Source organism: Komagataeibacter sp. SM21, from assembly GCF_041402665.1.
Taxonomy (GTDB): Bacteria; Pseudomonadota; Alphaproteobacteria; order Acetobacterales; family Acetobacteraceae; genus Komagataeibacter; species Komagataeibacter saccharivorans.
Map to the genome: position 1 here is coordinate 1 of NZ_JBGLOV010000001.1, position 16,131 is coordinate 16,131.

Below are 16,131 nucleotides of genomic sequence, written 5' to 3' on the forward strand. Positions count from 1 at the left end.
AGCAGGGGACAACACTCGATCTGCTCAAAACGCAGATCGAATGCTACCCCAGATAGCGTCAATCAGCACGCCAAAAGCCCAAAATCAAAACCAAGGTACATCGACCAATAGTTCTTCGATCCCTCCAGGTCCACACAGCGGCGGTATTCATACTGGGTCGATGGCTTGCAGTGCGAGGTGACATGTTCGTCGAGGAACCGCTTGCCGAATGCCTTCATGGTCGCGGCGACGCGCAGGCGGTCGCGCTGTGCGCCCGGATCGCTGCCCAGCCGGACATCGGAAAGATGCTTCATGGCCTCGGTGCGAGCCTGATCCGGGGTGAGGGGACCATGTGGTCCGATATTGACCCGGCGGATGCGCCCGCCCGCGCGGAACTGGGCGAGGTAGATTTTCCGCCCTGAGGGATGGACCCTCAGACCAAAGCCCCGAAGCTCGTCATCCCAGAGGAAATATTCCTTGCCGGTTCTAGCGGCGGCTTCGACGGAACGTTTCGTGATCTTGACCATGGAATATCCTCTCCCGGTTGGAATCACTGGAATCAAATAGGAATCATTTGGGAGTGAAATCGGGCGATTCCAGTCGTGGGAGAGTGTAGCGGGAACCGAGTGAAAACTTAAGAAAAACCGCCATTTATCGTAAAAAAATCGGCTCTGTACGGAAATTATGTAAGTATTAGATTGGAACTCATAACCTGAAGGTCGCAGGTTCAAATCCTACCCCCGCAACCAAGCATAAGTCCTTGATCGGACACGATAAACCCGCCTCAACAGGCGGGTTTTTTGTTGTTCATAATGTGCAGCAGGAAACTCCTCTTCGGAGCCGGAGGCAGGAACGTCCTGCTGGATCACAGGGTGCCTCCGGATAACAGGCCTAATCTGATCGAAACGAATACCGGGTTCAGGCAGGGACACAGGGGCAGTTGCACCCCTGCGCGAAGCCCGCCAGAAAAATGCGTACCGCACGCTGGAAGCGTGGTCGCATGTTCTGTTCGATCCACAAGGTTTCGGATGCGCAGGCAAGGCTCTGGAGCATGAGATCGCCAATGGTCATGCCAAACAGCATATTGCTGTACATGGATATGTCGTTCACCACGTACTGCTTGTGATGGACATAACGATCCAGCCATGTGGTCAGGATGTTGTCCTTTCCCCCCGCGCGCAGGGTGGTCAGGATGCGACGGATGTCCTCTGATTCCTGTGATTCCGTAATCAGCGCCCGGATCAGGCTTATACGGTCGGGGCGCAGGATGATGCTGCCCAGGTTCAGGAGCAGCTCCGTCAGTTCCTGCGCCGGGTCATCCATGTGGTGACACTTGTCAGGGGTGACATTGAACAGCCTGCTGCTGACCAGAGTATGAAACAGGTCCTGCTTGGATTCGAACATCTGGTACAATGTCCGCTTCGACATGCCCGAAAGCTGGGCCACCCTGTCCATGGATGCGGCGTGATAGCCACATTGCTGCAGGGCCATGCAGGCAGCATCCAGAATCCGTTCCCGGCGTTCGCATTCTTCCATTTCAGGTGGCCGACCGGGGCCGCGCCGTCGGCCGTCGCAATTGTGCGGGGCGGATAACCGCGCTTCGTGCCCGTTCTTGCTCATTCGTAATATGCTCCGACCGCTTTTGGATGGATGCGCTGCTTGACCGCCTTATGGAGACGATATAGTTTTCCATTCATTGAAAACCAAATAGTTTCGTTATTTGGCTTTCTTATGGCGGCCATGTGCAGCAGTGAGCACGGCTGTGATTCAGAAACATTTTATATAACGGCATGCAAGCCGGTTGGTGACCATGATGCAATATTCCCGTGTCGTAGCCCCGGCGGCTCTGATTCTCGGCCTTGCGGCCTGTCAGCGGCACGCTGCGCCCCCCAAAATGCCCCCACAGCCGGTCAAGGTTGTAACACTCAAGACCCAGCCGGTGGAAATTCATACTCAACTGCCCGGTCGTACCGAAGCGTTCGAAATCGCGCAGGTCCGTCCGCAGGTCAGCGGTGTCATCATGAAGCGCCTGTTTGTCGAAGGCACGGATGTCGAGGCCGGGCAGCAGCTTTATCAGATCGACCCCCGCATCTATCAGGCCGCGGTGGACGCGGCGCAGGGCCAGTTGCTCCACGCGCAGGGCGGTGAGATGACGGCACGCGCCAAGCTGAACCGTTATGGCCCGCTGCTGAAGGCCCATGCCGTCAGCCAGCAGGAATATGACGACGCCCTTGCCGCCGAACGTGAGGCCCAGGGCGATGTCGAGACGGCCAAGGGCCAGCTTGAGCGCGCCAATGTCGATCTGGGCTATACCCACATGAATGCACCCATCAGCGGCCGTATTGGCCGTTCGATCCTGACGGTCGGCGCGCTGGTCACGACGAACCAGACGAACAATGTGGCGATCGTGACCCGGCTTGACCCGATCTATGTGGACGTGAACCTGCCCGCGACCGAACTGCTGCGCTTCCGTCGGGAACTGGCGCAGGGCAGGCTGACACGGGCGGGCGACAATGCCGCCAGCATCACCATCGCGCTGGAAGATGGCACAACGTACGAACATGCCGGTCGCATGGAGTTTTCGGAAGTAAACGTGGATGAAGCCACGGCCACGGTTGTCGTGCGTGCGGTCATGCCAAACCCGGAACGGCTGCTGCTGCCGGGCATGTATGTCCATGCCCAGCTTGCCGAAGGCGTGGACCCAGCAGCCCTGCTGGTGCCGCAGGAAGCCGTGCAGCGCAATTCACACGGTGATCCGCAGGTCTGGGTGGTCGATGCCGACAACAAGGTCAGTATCCGGTCGGTGACGGCACAGCAGGCCATTGGCACGAACTGGCTTGTGACCGACGGGATCAGGAATGGCGAACGCGTTGTCGTCGAAGGTGTGCTCAAGATCCATCCCGGCGACACGGTGACACCCATCGATGTGTCCCCGCAGGCCAAGGCAGGATAATCCCCCATGTCTCTGTCGCGCTTTTTTATCGACCGGCCCGTTTTCGCATGGGTGATCGGTCTGATCATCATGCTGGTGGGTGGGGTGTCCATCCTGCGCCTGCCCATCGCGCAGTACCCCGCCATCGCGCCACCACAGATCGCCATCACCGTTACCTATCCCGGTGCGTCCGCGGATACGGTGAACGATACGGTGGTGCGCCCGATCCTGCAGCAGATGTTCGGGCTGGATCATCTGGAATATATTTCCGCGCAGTCCTACGCATCCGGACAGATGGAAATCGACCTGACCTTCGCACAGGGGACCAACCCCGACATTGCGCAGGTGCAGGTGCAGAACAAGCTTCAGCTTGCGCAGCCCAAGCTGCCGACGGAAGTGACGGCGCAGGGTCTGAGCATCACGAAGGCCGTCAAGAACTTCATGATGGTTCTTGCCTTCATCTCGACCGATAACAGCATGAGCGGCGCGGATATCGCCGATTATGTGGCCTCGAACATTTCCGATCCGCTCAGCCGCGTGACCGGCGTGGGCGACCATACGCTGTTCGGCGCGGAATACGCGATGCGGATCTGGCTCGATCCGTCCAGGCTGTACAAATACAACCTGACCGTGGCTGATGTGCAGACCGCGATCCAGACACAGAACATTCAGGTTTCATCAGGTGAGCTTGGTGGCCTGCCCGCATCTTCCGGTGCGCGGCTTGACGCCACCATCATCGGGCCGACGCGCCTGCATGAACCCGGTGAATTCGAGAAGATCCTGCTGAAAGTCCAGCCCGACGGCTCGCAGGTGCGCATTCGTGATGTCGCCCGCGTGGAACTGGGACCGCAGACCTACAATACCGATTCCTTCTACAACAACATGCCCGCTTCGGGCATGGCGCTGAAACTGGCCCCCGGTGCGAACCAGCTCCAGACGGAAAATGCGGTGCGCGCCCAGATCCATGAACTGGAACAGTTCTTCCCGCCGGGGCTGAAAACCGTCTATCCGCTGGATACGGCGCCCTTCATCGTTCTGTCGATCAAGGAAGTCATCATCACGCTGATCGAGGCGATCGCCCTTGTGTTCCTTGTGATGCTGGTCTTCCTGCAGAACTTCCGCGCCACCCTTATTCCGACCATCGCCGTGCCGGTGGTGCTGCTGGGCACGTTCGGCATTCTTGCCGCCCTTGGTTTCTCCATCAATACGCTGACCATGCTGGCCATGGTGCTGGCGGTTGGCCTGCTGGTGGATGACGCCATCGTGGTGGTGGAAAATGTCGAGCGTGTGATGACGGAAAAGAAGCTGTCTCCACGCGACGCCGCCCGTCAGTCAATGGATGAAATCTCGGGCGCGCTGGTCGGCATCGTGCTGGTGCTGACGGCGGTGTTCCTGCCCATGGCGGCCTTTGGTGGTTCGACAGGGGTGATCTACCGGCAGTTTTCCATCACCATCGTCGCGGCCATGTGGCTGTCGGTTCTGGTGGCCATGGTCATGACGCCCGCCCTGTGCGCCACCATGCTCAAGCCCGGCACCCATGAAAAGACCACGGGGGCCGCAGGCTGGTTCAACCGCCATTTCACGCGCCTGACCAATGGTTACCAGAAGAGTGTGACCCGCGTGCTGGGGCATGCCGGGCTGTCCATGCTGGTGTTCGTGCTGATTACCGCAGGTGTGGGCTGGCTGTTCATGCGCCTGCCCGGCGGCTTCCTGCCCGATGAGGATCAGGGCCTGATCTTCGGTCAGGTGACCATGCCTGCTGGCACGCCCATGGAACAGACGGCGGCCGTCAACCGCAAGGTGACCGACTACATCCTCAAGACCGAGGGCAAGAATGTTGAATCCGTTTACGCCATGAACGGGTTCAACTTCGCGGGGCAGGGGCAGAGTGCTGGCGCCTTCTTCATCCGCCTGAAGGACTGGGATGACCGGCCCGCCGCATCCCAGACATCGGCGGCGATCGCCATGCGCATCATGATGCATTTCTGGATGGACCCGGTGGCGCAGATATTCGCCATCAACCCGCCCGCCGTGCTGGAACTGGGCAACGCCACCGGTTTCGACCTTGAACTGGAAGATCGCGGGCATCTGGGTCATGCCAAAATGCTTGAAGCGCGTAACATGGTGCTGGGCATGGCCGCAAAGGACCATCGCCTGACCGCCGTGCGTCCCAACGGTATGGAGGATGCGCCCCAGTTCCATCTGAATATCGACCGTGAAAAAGCCAACGCGCTGGGTATTACCATCGCGGACATCAACACCACGATCGAGGGGGCGCTGGGTTCCATCTACGTCAACCAGTTCCTGCGCGATGACCGTGTGAAGCAGGTCTATATTCAGGGCACGCCTGATTCGCGCATGATCCCCGATGACCTGAACAAATGGTATATCCGCAACATCACCGGCGGGATGGTGCCGTTCAACGCCTTCATATCCGGCGAGTGGATCGTCGGGCCGCAGAAGGTGGAGGATTATAACGGCCTCAACGCCTTTGAAATCCTCGGCCAGCCCGCAGCGGGTTACAGTTCGGGCGATTCCATTGCAGCCATCAAGGAAATCCTTGCCAAGCTGCCGCCGGGTGTCGGCTATGAATGGACGGGCCTGTCCTATGAACAGATGGCGTCGGGCGCTTCCACCGGTCCGCTTTACGCACTGGCCCTTGTCGTGATCCTGTTCTGTCTGGCCGCGCTGTATGAAAGCTGGGCCATTCCCTTTGCCGTGCTGCTTGTCATCCCGCTGGGCGTGCTGGGCGCGATCGTGGCGACCCTGCTGCGTGGTATGGCCAATGACGTCTATTTCCAGGTCGGGCTGCTGACTACGGTGGGGCTGGCAGTAAAGAACGCGATCCTGATCGTGGAATTCGCCAAGGCATTTTTCGAGAACGGCGCGACACTGGAAGAATCCGTGCTGGAAGCCGGGCGGGAGCGGCTGCGTCCGATCCTGATGACGTCCATCGCCTTCGTGGTGGGTGTGTTCCCGCTGGCCATCGCCAGTGGCGCAGGCTCCGCCGCGCGTGTTGCGATCGGCACGGCGGTGGTGGGCGGCATGGTTACGGCCACGCTGCTGGCCGTATATTTCGTGCCGCTGTTTTTTGTGGTCGTGCTGCGTGTGTGCCGGGTGCGGCGCATGTCAGAACGCACGGTGGAGGAGTAAGCAGATGACCGTATTCCCCACCCTTAAGCGCGCGGGGGCGGCAGGCATCGCGGCTGTCCTGCTGGCCGGATGCACCATGATCCCGCAGTACAAGCGCCCGGCGCCACCCATGGCCAAGGCGTGGCCTGCCTATGCCAATACCGGTCAGCCCGTGCTGGAAAACCAGTTGGCGGCGGATCTTGGCTGGGCGGATTTCTTTACCGACCCGCGGCTTAAGGCGCTGATCGCCATCGCCATTCGTGAAAACCGGGACCTGCGGCAGGCGGCGGCTGACATCCGGCGCGCGCAGGGGCAGTTCGATATCCAGCATGCCGGACTGTTTCCGGCCATCGGCGGCGGTGGCGAGGCCATATTCCAAGGGCCGTCCGGTGCGGCCGGTCTGAGCTTCGCGCCGGGTCTGGACACCGGCAATCCGCCAACATTCAAATATTACCAGATGGGCATCGGCGTCTCGTCCTACGAAATCGATCTGTTCGGGCGTATCCGCAGCATGTCGCGTGAAGCGGCGGAACATGCGCTCATGCAGCGTGAAAACGCGCGGGCCATGCTGATCAGCATCATCTCGCAGGTGGCGACGGCCTATATCTCATGGCTGGGGGATCAGGCATCGCTGCGCTTGTCCAATGATACTCTGGCTTCCCAGCAGGAAACGCTGGATATGGTCAAGGCCCGCTTCGCCCATGGCGAAACGGATGAGATGACCGTGCGGCAGACGGAAACGCAGGTGGCGCAGAGCGGGGCGTTCCGTGATGAGTCGCTCAGGCGCGTGGCGCAGGACGAAAACCTGCTGACGCTGCTGATCGGTCAACCGATCCCCGATAACCTGCCTCCCGCCCAGCCGCTGGGGCAGCAGACCATCATGAAGGACCTGCCCCCCGGACTGCCTGCGGACGTGCTGGAACACCGGCCCGACATCCGGGCGGCCGAGCATGACCTGCTGGCCGCCAATGCCGATATCGGTGCCGCCAAGGCCGCGTTCTATCCGCGCATCACGCTGACTGCGTCGGACGGGATCAGCAGCCTTCAGCCGCACAAACTGTTCACGTCGGCCGCGACGACATGGGGTGTATCGCCACAGTTGCAGGTTCCCCTGCTGAACTGGGGACAGAACAGCGGTAACCTCAAGGCGTCACGCGCGATGCGCGCTTCCAAGGCGGCGGCGTATGAAAAGACGGTGCAGTCCGCTTTCCGCGAGGTGGCGGATGCGCTGGCGGCGCGCGATACCTATCGTGACGAAACCGGTCGGATGGACACATACGTGACCACGACATCGGATGCGTACAGGCTGGCCATGCTGCGGTACAGGGCGGGGACGGATTCCTACCTGACCTCGCTGGTGTCGCAGCGTTCGATGCTGCAGGCGCAGCAATGGCAGATTTCCATTGCGGTTTCACGCTACCAGAACCTTGTAACCCTCTATCGGGCGCTGGGCGGCGGGTGGACCGAACATACCCCCACGCCCGTTGCGGCCAGAGGGCAGACGCCCACCCGCAAGGGATAGGAAACCGCATCCGGGTCCGATCGGTCCGGCATGGCGTACATTACGGCCCGACCATGTTATATACATGGCGGGCCGTAATAGTATTTAAGTAAATTCAGAACAATTAACAAAACATAAACATAAAATTACTTTAGATTTGTTTATGTAAACGATAAATAAACATCTAAATGAAATAAATAATAAATATCTGCTGATATTTAATATATTACGAAAAAATGTAAATTTTATCCTTCCAATCCAGAAAATCGTACCATATCTATAATGCATGGCTTCTGTCGCAATATGATTTGTTTTCCGGCGTACAAGAAGTGCATGAAAGGTAGGGTCTGAACTTTGAATTTACATAGCAAATCCGATAATCAACTGCCTGCGGCCGTGCGCCCCGATGGGGAATTGCGCATGGTTATTTTCGATTGTGACGGGGTTCTGGTCGACGGGGAATATCTGTCCACCTGCATCATGGCCCGGGAAGCCCGGAAATATGGCTGGAACATTACGGACGAGCAGGCCAATAAAATGTTTACCGGTGGCGAACTGGCCAAGATTCGCGACCGTATCGCACAGGAAAGCGGTGCGACGCTGCCCGATGACTGGGACATGCATGTGCAGAACCTCATCGTGTCCATGATGAAGACCGACGCCCAGACCGTTGATGGCGCGGAAGATATGCTCAAGGCGACACTGTCGCTCGGCCTGCCGGTGCGTATCGGTTCCAATTCGTCCATGGCGGAGATGGAGGCCAAGTTCAGCAGCACGGGTCTTGACCAGATGCTCGATGAAGAGCGCATTCATTCCGGGCGCGACCTGAACATGCCCAAGCCCCGGCCCGACCTGTATCTGTATGCGGCCGAACAGGACAATATCCCGGCGGGCAACTGCATCGTGCTGGAAGATTCCAATGCCGGTGTCGAAGCCGCCCGTCTGGCCGGCATGGCCTGCGTGCTGCTGCGTGATCTGGACAAGCCCGCGCCGGAATGGCCGGGGCTGTACCGTATCGGTCACCTGTCGGAATTCGTGCCCCTGCTGCGGCGCATCATGTCCCGGCAGAAGCGCGAAGCGGCCTGATACGCCGGGACGCGGCAGGTATCAGTCAGCATAGGGCGTGCTGCGCCCCTGCTTGATGCGGCTGCGATGCTGTTTGCTGTCCAGCCGCTTGCGCCGCTGGCTGCGCGACGGGCGCGTGGGCACGCGGTACGCCTGTACCTGACTGGCCTGTCCGATCATTTCGTGCAGGCGCGCCACCGCGTCTTCCCGGTTGCGGATCTGGCTGCGAAAGCGTCGGGCGGTCAGCACGATCACGCCGTCCCCTGTCATCCGGCTGCCCGCCACCTGTATCAGACGCTGCTTGATACGTGCGGACAGGGAAGGGGAGTTGCGGGCATCGAAACGGAGCTGGGCCGCTGTTGCGACCTTGTTGACGTTCTGTCCGCCGGGACCGGATGCCAGGATGTAGGTCACATGTAATTCATCATCGGGGATGGTGAGGGTCGACATGGCGGTTTACGGTCCTGATTGACGAATGGTGCGGCGTGCAGTGTTGGGCCGTCCTGCATGGGCCGCATTGCTGTGCAGGCTGTTTGCTATCACCATGCCTGTCCCATGATGACAAGAGCGGAGTAGCACAGCCATGAACGATCAGGCAGTCCCGGACCAGTTGCGCAAGGCCCTGGCGCAGGCAGCGGGTGATGCAGCACAGGCCAAGGTGATGCCCGTGGTCAAGATGATTGCGGCACAGCAGATCGTGGTCATGGACCTTATGCAGATGCTGGTGGATGCCAAGGTGCTGCACGCCGATGAAATCGCGGCCCGCATGCGCCATCATATCGACCATACCGATACGAAGGACATGGCGGCGCGAACCCTGTTTGAACAGGTGCGTTCACGCTTTGCATCTGCCACCCAGACGTCATGATGTTGAGGAAAGGGTTTCCCAATGGCTGATCATCCACCCGCCCTGCGCGCGGAAATCGTGGCGCTGAAGGCAGAACTGGCCCGCGTGCGCGATGAACTGGCCGCAGCACGCAGGACCATACAGGACCTGAACCTGAAACTGCGGCGTGAACAGACACGCAGCCCCACCGCGCGATAGTTCCGACCGCTGAGAAGGTATTTCCATTATGACTGATGAACGCGATGCCGCCGGACGGCTGGTTGTCTACCCTACGGTCAGTTGTGGCGCGGAAGCGGCGCAGGATACCGTTGTGGTGCTGGACCTGTTCATGGCCACGGCGCCCGAACATATGCCAAAGGGGGACAGGCGGGTTGTAACCGTCCTGCCGCCGGAACTGGCGCTTAACCTTGCCGACCAGCTTCGCGCCGCTGCCGAACGGGTGCAGGCCGCGCATGGAGCGGACAGGGCAAAGGCTTCAGGCAGCGCCCCGGCTGGCTGACAGCCTACGCAGGCCGCTATAGCGCAGGTTGAGGGATACTTCCCCACCCGTCACGGTCGGGACGGGCATGGTGTTTTCCAGTGCGGTGCGCATGGCGGTCTGCGATGCCATATGCACTATGCCCACCGGTGCGTGCGGAAAGAACAGGTTGGCCAACTGGCCCGTCGTGCTGTCCAGCAGCCACGGGCCGATATAGTTATGGCTGTTGTCCAGAAACGTGACGGGCTGCCCGTCAATATACACTGCCAGCGCAATACAGAGCTGGTCCTGCGTAAAGGCCATGCCGCGCCGGGGCAGGATCAGGGCCTGCCAGCGGCGTAACACCGGCCAGATCGTGGCGTCCCGGCGCAGGCAGAATACACCGGCATTGAGCAGCGGCTTGGCCCCGATACGCTTGCGTATACCAAAGGGCAGTCGCGCACGGCTGGCATTTTTATACAGGAAGGAGCGGATCTGCATCCAGCCGGGGCAGATCCAGCGTACACCCAGAAGATTGGCGATCTTGGCCCCGATTTCGGGCACGATCGCCAGCGTGCCGCCCTGTGCGGCAGCAAACATCCGTTTGATGGCCTGTCCGTCCTGCACCCATGCATCGGCATCGATCCACAGGATCAGATCGAAATCGGGCAGCATCCGGTCCAGCCATAATTTGCAGATATTGATCGCAAGGCTGGGCCTGCGTTTTACGGCCCGCGCCGGGGCGTAATCCGGGATGTGGGGCGTGATGACCCGTATGCCCCGCGCCTCCAGCCACGCAAGCTGTTCACGGTCCATGCCGCAATCGATCACGCCCATCGGGGTATCGGTATGGTCGCGCACGGATGCGATCAGTTCCGTAACCAGTTCAAAATAGGCGTGGTCACATCCCGTCACGATAATCCGGCGGGCGGTGTCTGGGCTGTCGGGCGGTGTCATGGCCGCCATCATAGGCGTAAGGCCGCAAAGCGGAAATCGTCCATTATCAGGCTTTGGTATGGTGCTGTGTCGCGCCCGGTTTTATGCGTTTTCTGCCAATAAATTATCACCCGTAATCGATATGCTATTATGGGTTTGCGTAGAAGCCTCCCCTTCCGTCACAGGGTGCGCGATAGTAGCCGGCACAATGCAGCAGGGATGGAGGGCACGTGGCCACGCTGGAATGGGAGGGCAAGCACGCGGTCGCGGCCTATGTGGAGCGGATGGTCCCCGGCACCCTGATGCACGATCCCGTCCTGTCATGCGGGAAGGGACGCGACCGGATCATTCAGGGCGATAATCTGGCGATCGCGCATACGTTGATGCCCGATCATGCCGGGCGGGTGGATATGGTTCTGATCGACCCGCCCTATAATACCGGGCGGCGGGACTGGCTGTATGATGACAGCGCCAGTGCGCCCCCGGCCCTGCGCTGGCTGGATGCAGCACTTGGTCCGGCTGCGCGCACCCTGTCGCGTCAGGACAGGTGGCTGTGCCTGATCTATCCGCGCCTGATCGCGCTCAAGGGCCTGCTGGCGGAAAATGGCGTGATCGCCTGCTGCATCGATGACCGCGAATATCCGCGTCTGCGCCTGCTGATGGAGGACGTATTTGGCCCGGAAAACTTTCTCGCCACTTTTGTCTGGATCAATGCGGGCAATATCGACAATCACAGCCGCATCAAAACCAACCACGAATATGTAGTGGTGTTCGCGCGTGACGCACGGCGCTTCGTGCCGGGGCGGGTGCTGGCCCCGCAGGTGGGCGCGCGCAGCAAGCTGCGGCGGCCGGTCATACGCAATACCATTATCAAGAACGGCCCCCGCAATCCGGTATCCGAACTTGTGCTGCCTGCGGGCTTTCCTGCCGCTTTTGAAGATGGCGATATCTCTCCACCCCGGCATGCAGGGTTCTGGCCGCGTTTTGATGTCCCCATGGTGGTGCGCAACAGCCGTCTGGTCGCACCTGTCGTCCTGCGCAGTGGATGGAGTTCACGCAGGCAGTGCATGGCGTTCATTGCCGGTGGCTTTCGTGACATTACGGACCGGCGGGGCCTGAAAACCCGTTTCTACCTGACCCCCAGCGGTGCGGTTTTCATGGAAAAGGACCGTAATGAGGCATCAAGCCATATCCTGACCGTGCTGGAAGGGATGGGAACCGTGCAGCAGGCGGCGGCCGATCTGGCGCGGCAGGGCGTGCGTTTTGATTACCCCAAGCCCGTACCGCTGGTGCGTTATCTGCTTGGTGCTTTATGTCCCAACCCGCATGCGCTGGTGCTTGACGCCTTTGGCGGGTCAGGCACGACCGGGCAGGCGGTCATGGAACTGAACGCCGCTGATGGCGGGACACGGCGCTTCATCCTGATGGAACGGGATGAACGGATCGCCACCACCGTTACCCAGCCCCGTCTTGCCCATGCACTGGCGGAACAGGGCCAGCAGGATGCAGGTTTCCGCTTCTGCCGATTCGTGCCATCCGCCAGCCCCGCCTCTTCGGTCATTGCCGCGGCAGGAACGCCGTAACAGCGCGTTTTACCGGATACGGGCGGCATCCAGTCGGGCATTGAAAATCCGGCTGAAATCATCCAGTGAACAACGTCCGTCCTGTCCGGCATGGCACGCAGTCATGGGCAGGATATCGGGTTGGGCGGTAATGGCCTGTCCCTTACGCAATGCTTCCAGCCCCTGATGAAAAATGACGGCCCGCACGCGCCGCGTCCCGTCGGGCATGCGCCATGTTTCGAATCCCAGCGTGGTATCCGGGCCGGTCGGGTCCGGCAGGTCGGGGAAAGACCAGTCCAGTCCGAAAATGGCCGCCAGCATGTCCAGTGTGGTGTCATGCCCGGCGAATACGATCATCCGCGTAGCGGCGGCAACCGGACTGCCATCGGGCAGGGTCGCGGCGTGGGCGGAGACCAGACTGGTTATCATGCGTGCAAGCCCGTGCCCGCGTGCAAACGCGAAAACCGGCATCCGGCGTAACAGGCGGCTGGCATGGTTATGGGCAGGCATGACGGCATCAATGATCCGGCGTGGCGTATCGTGCCCCCATACAATGGCGGACACAGGCAGGCCCTGCGCGTATTCCAGCAGCATGTCCTCCGCCATCTCGGCTGCGTCCTGCAGCCCCCCTGTCAGGCGGGGAGCGTTCTTCTGCCACGTCGCACCGTCCGGGGTGGTGAAGCAGGGGCCGCCCGCTTCGCATCCGTCGGGGTTTATCACGGCCTGAAGCATGCCTGACGCCCGGTCCACATCAGCGGGACGCGTGGTAAGGTCATGTGCAATAGCCATGCGGAGGTCCGTCATGATTGCGGCCTGAAGGGAGGGAGAAACCGGATCTGGCAAGCTGTTGAATAGCGGGTCATGTGTGCCTGCGGGCAGGCTGGCACCTGGTACGGGACAGTCGGGTGCCATCGCATGGCCCATGATGGCGCCGCTTTCCATCGTGCGGTGCGCCGCGCTGTCAGCCCATACGTTTATCATCAGGGGCGTGCATCCCTGCCGGGGCAGCAGCCCTTCGTGCCGGTAATGCTGGCCCAGCGCCGCGGCCATCAGTTTCAGGTCGTCCCTGCCATGTGCGCTTATCTCACCTGGAGGGACCGGCCATGCGGGCCAGATCCGATGGGTCCGGGCATCAAGGTCCGTAATCGACCGGGTCGGACTGCGGATGCCATGGCGCGCGATCAGAACCACCCGTTCAAGTGTGGGGCGTGTGTCGTCCGCCGCCATCGCGGCACATGGCAGGGCGCATGGCGCGCAGGCCAGAATCAGCAGGGCGGATAGCAGGAAAGCAGGCTTGGGCATGCAGCCTTATCCCACACAAAAGGGCACGGGATGGGCAGGAAATGATCCACGCATGACACGATAAGCGATGTTCTGCTAACGTGTCGTAGCTGAAAAAAACGGCGCGTCCCCTGTGGGGCGGGAAACGCTTCGCCGCGTGATGCATTCCTGTTGGCGCGCGGCGCGGGCAGGGGGAAGCGGTTTATGGAACTGGTATGGACAGATCGGCCCACGGGAATTGTGGCGTTCATCCGGCGGCACTGGTGGGCATGTACGGCAGTGCCGGTCCTGCTGGGGCTGGTTGGTGGTGCTGCGGCCTACCTGAACTGGACCAGCCAGAGCGACGTGAACTTCGCCCGTCATAACATCCTGATAAAACATTCGCAGGAAGAAGCGGCCTATGCCCGTCAGCTTGCCGATGATGACCAGACGATCATAAGGGACCGCCGCGTTTTTCTTGACGTGACCCGTCAGGATTTCGACCGGATCGCCCCACCGGCCCAGAAGGCGTGGCTGCTGCAGGAATATCGCAAGTTCGATATCAGCCGCGTCAAGGTTTACGACGGGCATGAAACACGTCCCTTCGTGCCCGCGCCGTGTAACGTTGAATTATGTTTTGTACCGATCTTTCTCGAAGAACTGCACGACGACCCTATTCACAATACCAAATATGTGCAGGTCGGCGCGCTGGAAGACATGTCCCGCACGCTGATTATGGACGCTGAACAGTTCTGGCGACTGCGCAAACTGGTCATTCATGTCGATGCCATCCTGTTTGCGGACCGTCACCAGCAGATTGCGGATTTTGAACAGATGATGCAGCTTCGCGCCTCGCTTGATGTTCTGCGCAGGACCATGCAGAAAGTACAGTGATCGCCGCGGCGCAATATGGGTTGTGCAAATAGTTCCCAGGTCTATCCTTTTTCAGGAGTAATAATGCCCTCCTCCACTACGCAACTAGCGGAACAGCATCTGCCCGAGCCGGTGGTTCCGGTTATCCTGTCGGGCGGAAGTGGCAGCCGGCTCTGGCCCGTGTCGCGCAGTTCCTATCCCAAGCAGTTCTGGCCGCTGGTCTCGCAGCATACCATGGTGCAGGAAACGGCGCTGCGCAGCCATGGCCCCGGTTTTGCCGCGCCGATCGTGGTCTGCAATAACGAACACCGCTTCATCATGGCCGAGCAGTTGCGTGAAGTTGGCGTGACCGGCGCGCGTATCCTGCTCGAACCCATGGGACGCAATTCCGCCCCCGCCATCGTCGCCGCCGCCCTTCTGGCGGCCGAGACCGATCCCGACGCGGTCCTGTGGGTCATGGCGGCGGATGCGGCGATGATGAAGCCGGAAAATATCCGCCCCGCCCTTGATCTGGCCGTGCGTGTGGCGCGTGCCGGGCGCATCGTGACCTTCGGGATGATGCCGACCAAGGCGGAAACGGGTTACGGCTATATTGAAAAGGGCGAAAGCCTGCCCGGATATGACGGCGCGTTCGCCGTTGCACAGTTTACCGAAAAACCGGATGCGACCCGCGCGGCCGCCATGTTTGAATCCGGCCGGTTCCTGTGGAATTCCGGCATGTTCGTCTTCACCGCCCGCACACTGCTGCAGGAAATGGAGAAATTCGAACCTGCCATTGTCGCTGCCGTGGGGCAGGCCATGGCCGGGCGCAGGACGGATATCGATTTCGACCGGCTGGATGCGGAGGCATTTGCTGCATCGCCCGAGATCTCGATCGATTACGCGGTGGCGGAACGTACGGATCTCATGACCGTCATCCCCGCCGATTTCGGCTGGTTCGATGTCGGTAGCTGGGATGCGCTGTGGGAGTTCAATCCCAAGGACAGGAACGGCAATGTCGTCAGCGGTGATGTGGTGATGAACAACACCACCAACAGCTACGTCCGGACCGATGGTATCCTTACCGCCGTCGCCGGGGTCAAGGACCTGCTGGTGGTCGTGAATGAAGATGCGGTTCTGGTTACGCATCGTGACCACGCGCAGGATGTGAAAAATATCGTAGCCGAACTCAAGCGGACCCACCGCAAGGAAGCAACAGCCCACAGGCGTTGCTACCGGCCATGGGGGTTCTATGAATCGCTGATTGAAGGCAGCCGTTTCCAGGTCAAGCGGATCGTGGTGGAACCGGGACAGAAACTGTCGCTGCAGAAGCATTTCCATCGCGCTGAACACTGGGTGGTGGTTGAAGGCACGGCGCAGGTCGTCCGTAACGAGGAAACGATCCTCGTGCGGGAAAATGAAAGCGTGTACCTGCCGCTGGGCGCCGTGCACCGGCTGGAAAATCCCGGTCGCATCCCCCTGACCCTGATCGAGGTCCAGTCCGGTCCCTATCTGGGGGAAGATGACATCGTGCGGCTGGAAGACGTGTACAGCCGCTCCTGATCCCTTCCGGGCACAGGTGAAAAGGGGGTACGATATGGCGGCAGG

Annotated in this window: 15 protein-coding genes; 10 read left to right on the forward strand and 5 right to left on the reverse strand. The window is 60.4% G+C overall.

Going from position 1 to position 16,131, the window contains the following annotated elements; translation table 11 throughout:
- Positions 1 to 62 precede the first annotated feature (62 nt).
- Complete coding sequence (locus ACBR42_RS00005; RefSeq protein ID WP_371206989.1) at positions 63 to 506, reverse strand: Arm DNA-binding domain-containing protein; 444 nt, start codon at positions 504 to 506, stop codon at positions 63 to 65.
- Between the two features lie 391 nt (positions 507 to 897).
- A complete protein-coding gene (locus ACBR42_RS00010) occupies positions 898 to 1,599 on the reverse strand; it encodes a TetR/AcrR family transcriptional regulator (RefSeq protein WP_371206990.1) in 702 nt (233 codons plus the stop codon).
- Between the two features lie 190 nt (positions 1,600 to 1,789).
- On the opposite strand from ACBR42_RS00010, the gene ACBR42_RS00015 reads away from it, so the two are divergent.
- The 4 genes from ACBR42_RS00015 (at position 1,790) to ACBR42_RS00030 (ending at position 8,630) form a co-directional block, all read left to right on the forward strand.
- The gene (locus ACBR42_RS00015) at positions 1,790 to 2,932 is read left to right on the forward strand and encodes an efflux RND transporter periplasmic adaptor subunit (RefSeq protein WP_102324772.1); all 1,143 of its coding nucleotides are present in this window, start codon (positions 1,790 to 1,792) and stop codon (positions 2,930 to 2,932) included.
- Between the two features lie 6 nt (positions 2,933 to 2,938).
- Positions 2,939 to 6,064 (forward strand): efflux RND transporter permease subunit, encoded by a 3,126-nt coding sequence (locus ACBR42_RS00020; protein WP_371206991.1) that lies wholly within the window; start codon positions 2,939 to 2,941, stop codon positions 6,062 to 6,064.
- Positions 6,065 to 6,068: 4 nt separating this feature from the next.
- Complete coding sequence (locus ACBR42_RS00025) at positions 6,069 to 7,565, forward strand: efflux transporter outer membrane subunit (RefSeq protein ID WP_102324770.1); 1,497 nt, start codon at positions 6,069 to 6,071, stop codon at positions 7,563 to 7,565.
- Between the two features lie 399 nt (positions 7,566 to 7,964).
- Complete coding sequence (locus tag ACBR42_RS00030; protein WP_102324865.1) at positions 7,965 to 8,630, forward strand: HAD family phosphatase; 666 nt, start codon at positions 7,965 to 7,967, stop codon at positions 8,628 to 8,630.
- A 21-nt stretch (positions 8,631 to 8,651) separates the two neighbouring features.
- Here the strand turns inward: ACBR42_RS00030 and arfB are convergent, their stop codons facing one another.
- A complete protein-coding gene (gene arfB / locus ACBR42_RS00035) occupies positions 8,652 to 9,059 on the reverse strand; it encodes an alternative ribosome rescue aminoacyl-tRNA hydrolase ArfB (protein ID WP_371206992.1) in 408 nt (135 codons plus the stop codon).
- A gap of 133 nt (positions 9,060 to 9,192) precedes the next feature.
- On the opposite strand from arfB, the gene ACBR42_RS00040 reads away from it, so the two are divergent.
- Genes ACBR42_RS00040 through ACBR42_RS00050 form a run of 3 tightly spaced genes read left to right on the forward strand, consistent with a single transcriptional unit; the run spans position 9,193 to position 9,955 of the window.
- Positions 9,193 to 9,477, forward strand: coding sequence for a hypothetical protein (locus tag ACBR42_RS00040; protein WP_102324768.1), 285 nt, complete (start codon positions 9,193 to 9,195; stop codon positions 9,475 to 9,477).
- Between the two features lie 21 nt (positions 9,478 to 9,498).
- Positions 9,499 to 9,654 carry a hypothetical protein gene (locus tag ACBR42_RS00045; RefSeq protein ID WP_162900393.1) on the forward strand — a complete coding sequence of 52 codons (156 nt, stop codon included), beginning with the start codon at positions 9,499 to 9,501 and terminating at the stop codon, positions 9,652 to 9,654.
- 28 nt (positions 9,655 to 9,682) lie between these two features.
- Positions 9,683 to 9,955 carry a hypothetical protein gene (locus tag ACBR42_RS00050; protein WP_102324767.1) on the forward strand — a complete coding sequence of 91 codons (273 nt, stop codon included), beginning with the start codon at positions 9,683 to 9,685 and terminating at the stop codon, positions 9,953 to 9,955.
- On the opposite strand, the gene ACBR42_RS00055 is transcribed toward ACBR42_RS00050, so the two are convergent.
- Positions 9,932 to 10,882 carry a glycosyl transferase gene (locus ACBR42_RS00055; protein ID WP_371206993.1) on the reverse strand — a complete coding sequence of 317 codons (951 nt, stop codon included), beginning with the start codon at positions 10,880 to 10,882 and terminating at the stop codon, positions 9,932 to 9,934. The two genes, ACBR42_RS00050 and ACBR42_RS00055, sit on opposite strands and share 24 nt — an antisense overlap.
- A gap of 197 nt (positions 10,883 to 11,079) precedes the next feature.
- Here ACBR42_RS00055 and ACBR42_RS00060 point away from each other — a divergent pair, with 197 nt between their 5' ends.
- Positions 11,080 to 12,432 (forward strand): site-specific DNA-methyltransferase, encoded by a 1,353-nt coding sequence (locus ACBR42_RS00060; RefSeq protein ID WP_371206994.1) that lies wholly within the window; start codon positions 11,080 to 11,082, stop codon positions 12,430 to 12,432.
- Positions 12,433 to 12,441: 9 nt separating this feature from the next.
- On the opposite strand, the gene ACBR42_RS00065 is transcribed toward ACBR42_RS00060, so the two are convergent.
- Positions 12,442 to 13,713, reverse strand: a complete 1,272-nt coding sequence (locus ACBR42_RS00065) for a histidine-type phosphatase (RefSeq protein ID WP_371206995.1) — start codon at positions 13,711 to 13,713, stop codon at positions 12,442 to 12,444.
- A gap of 183 nt (positions 13,714 to 13,896) precedes the next feature.
- On the opposite strand from ACBR42_RS00065, the gene ACBR42_RS00070 reads away from it, so the two are divergent.
- Positions 13,897 to 14,565: a hypothetical protein gene (locus ACBR42_RS00070; RefSeq protein ID WP_102324763.1), complete on the forward strand. Its 669-nt coding sequence runs from the start codon at positions 13,897 to 13,899 to the stop codon at positions 14,563 to 14,565.
- A gap of 63 nt (positions 14,566 to 14,628) precedes the next feature.
- A complete protein-coding gene (locus tag ACBR42_RS00075) occupies positions 14,629 to 16,086 on the forward strand; it encodes a mannose-1-phosphate guanylyltransferase/mannose-6-phosphate isomerase (protein ID WP_102324762.1) in 1,458 nt (485 codons plus the stop codon).
- Positions 16,087 to 16,131 lie beyond the last annotated feature (45 nt).

Excerpts from the sequence above, each read along its gene's own strand:
- ACBR42_RS00005 (WP_371206989.1), bottom strand. The coding sequence starts at position 506 with ATGGTCAAGATCACGAAACGTTCCGTCGAAGCCGCCGCTAGAACCGGC.
- ACBR42_RS00010 (WP_371206990.1), bottom strand. The coding sequence starts at position 1,599 with ATGAGCAAGAACGGGCACGAAGCGCGGTTATCCGCCCCGCACAATTGC.
- ACBR42_RS00015 (WP_102324772.1), top strand. The coding sequence starts at position 1,790 with ATGATGCAATATTCCCGTGTCGTAGCCCCGGCGGCTCTGATTCTCGGC.
- ACBR42_RS00020 (WP_371206991.1), top strand. The coding sequence starts at position 2,939 with ATGTCTCTGTCGCGCTTTTTTATCGACCGGCCCGTTTTCGCATGGGTG.
- ACBR42_RS00025 (WP_102324770.1), top strand. The coding sequence starts at position 6,069 with ATGACCGTATTCCCCACCCTTAAGCGCGCGGGGGCGGCAGGCATCGCG.
- ACBR42_RS00030 (WP_102324865.1), top strand. The coding sequence starts at position 7,965 with ATGGTTATTTTCGATTGTGACGGGGTTCTGGTCGACGGGGAATATCTG.
- arfB (WP_371206992.1), bottom strand. The coding sequence starts at position 9,059 with ATGTCGACCCTCACCATCCCCGATGATGAATTACATGTGACCTACATC.
- ACBR42_RS00040 (WP_102324768.1), top strand. The coding sequence starts at position 9,193 with ATGAACGATCAGGCAGTCCCGGACCAGTTGCGCAAGGCCCTGGCGCAG.
- ACBR42_RS00045 (WP_162900393.1), top strand. The coding sequence starts at position 9,499 with ATGGCTGATCATCCACCCGCCCTGCGCGCGGAAATCGTGGCGCTGAAG.
- ACBR42_RS00050 (WP_102324767.1), top strand. The coding sequence starts at position 9,683 with ATGACTGATGAACGCGATGCCGCCGGACGGCTGGTTGTCTACCCTACG.
- ACBR42_RS00055 (WP_371206993.1), bottom strand. The coding sequence starts at position 10,882 with ATGATGGCGGCCATGACACCGCCCGACAGCCCAGACACCGCCCGCCGG.
- ACBR42_RS00065 (WP_371206995.1), bottom strand. The coding sequence starts at position 13,713 with ATGCCCAAGCCTGCTTTCCTGCTATCCGCCCTGCTGATTCTGGCCTGC.
- ACBR42_RS00070 (WP_102324763.1), top strand. The coding sequence starts at position 13,897 with ATGGAACTGGTATGGACAGATCGGCCCACGGGAATTGTGGCGTTCATC.
- ACBR42_RS00075 (WP_102324762.1), top strand. The coding sequence starts at position 14,629 with ATGCCCTCCTCCACTACGCAACTAGCGGAACAGCATCTGCCCGAGCCG.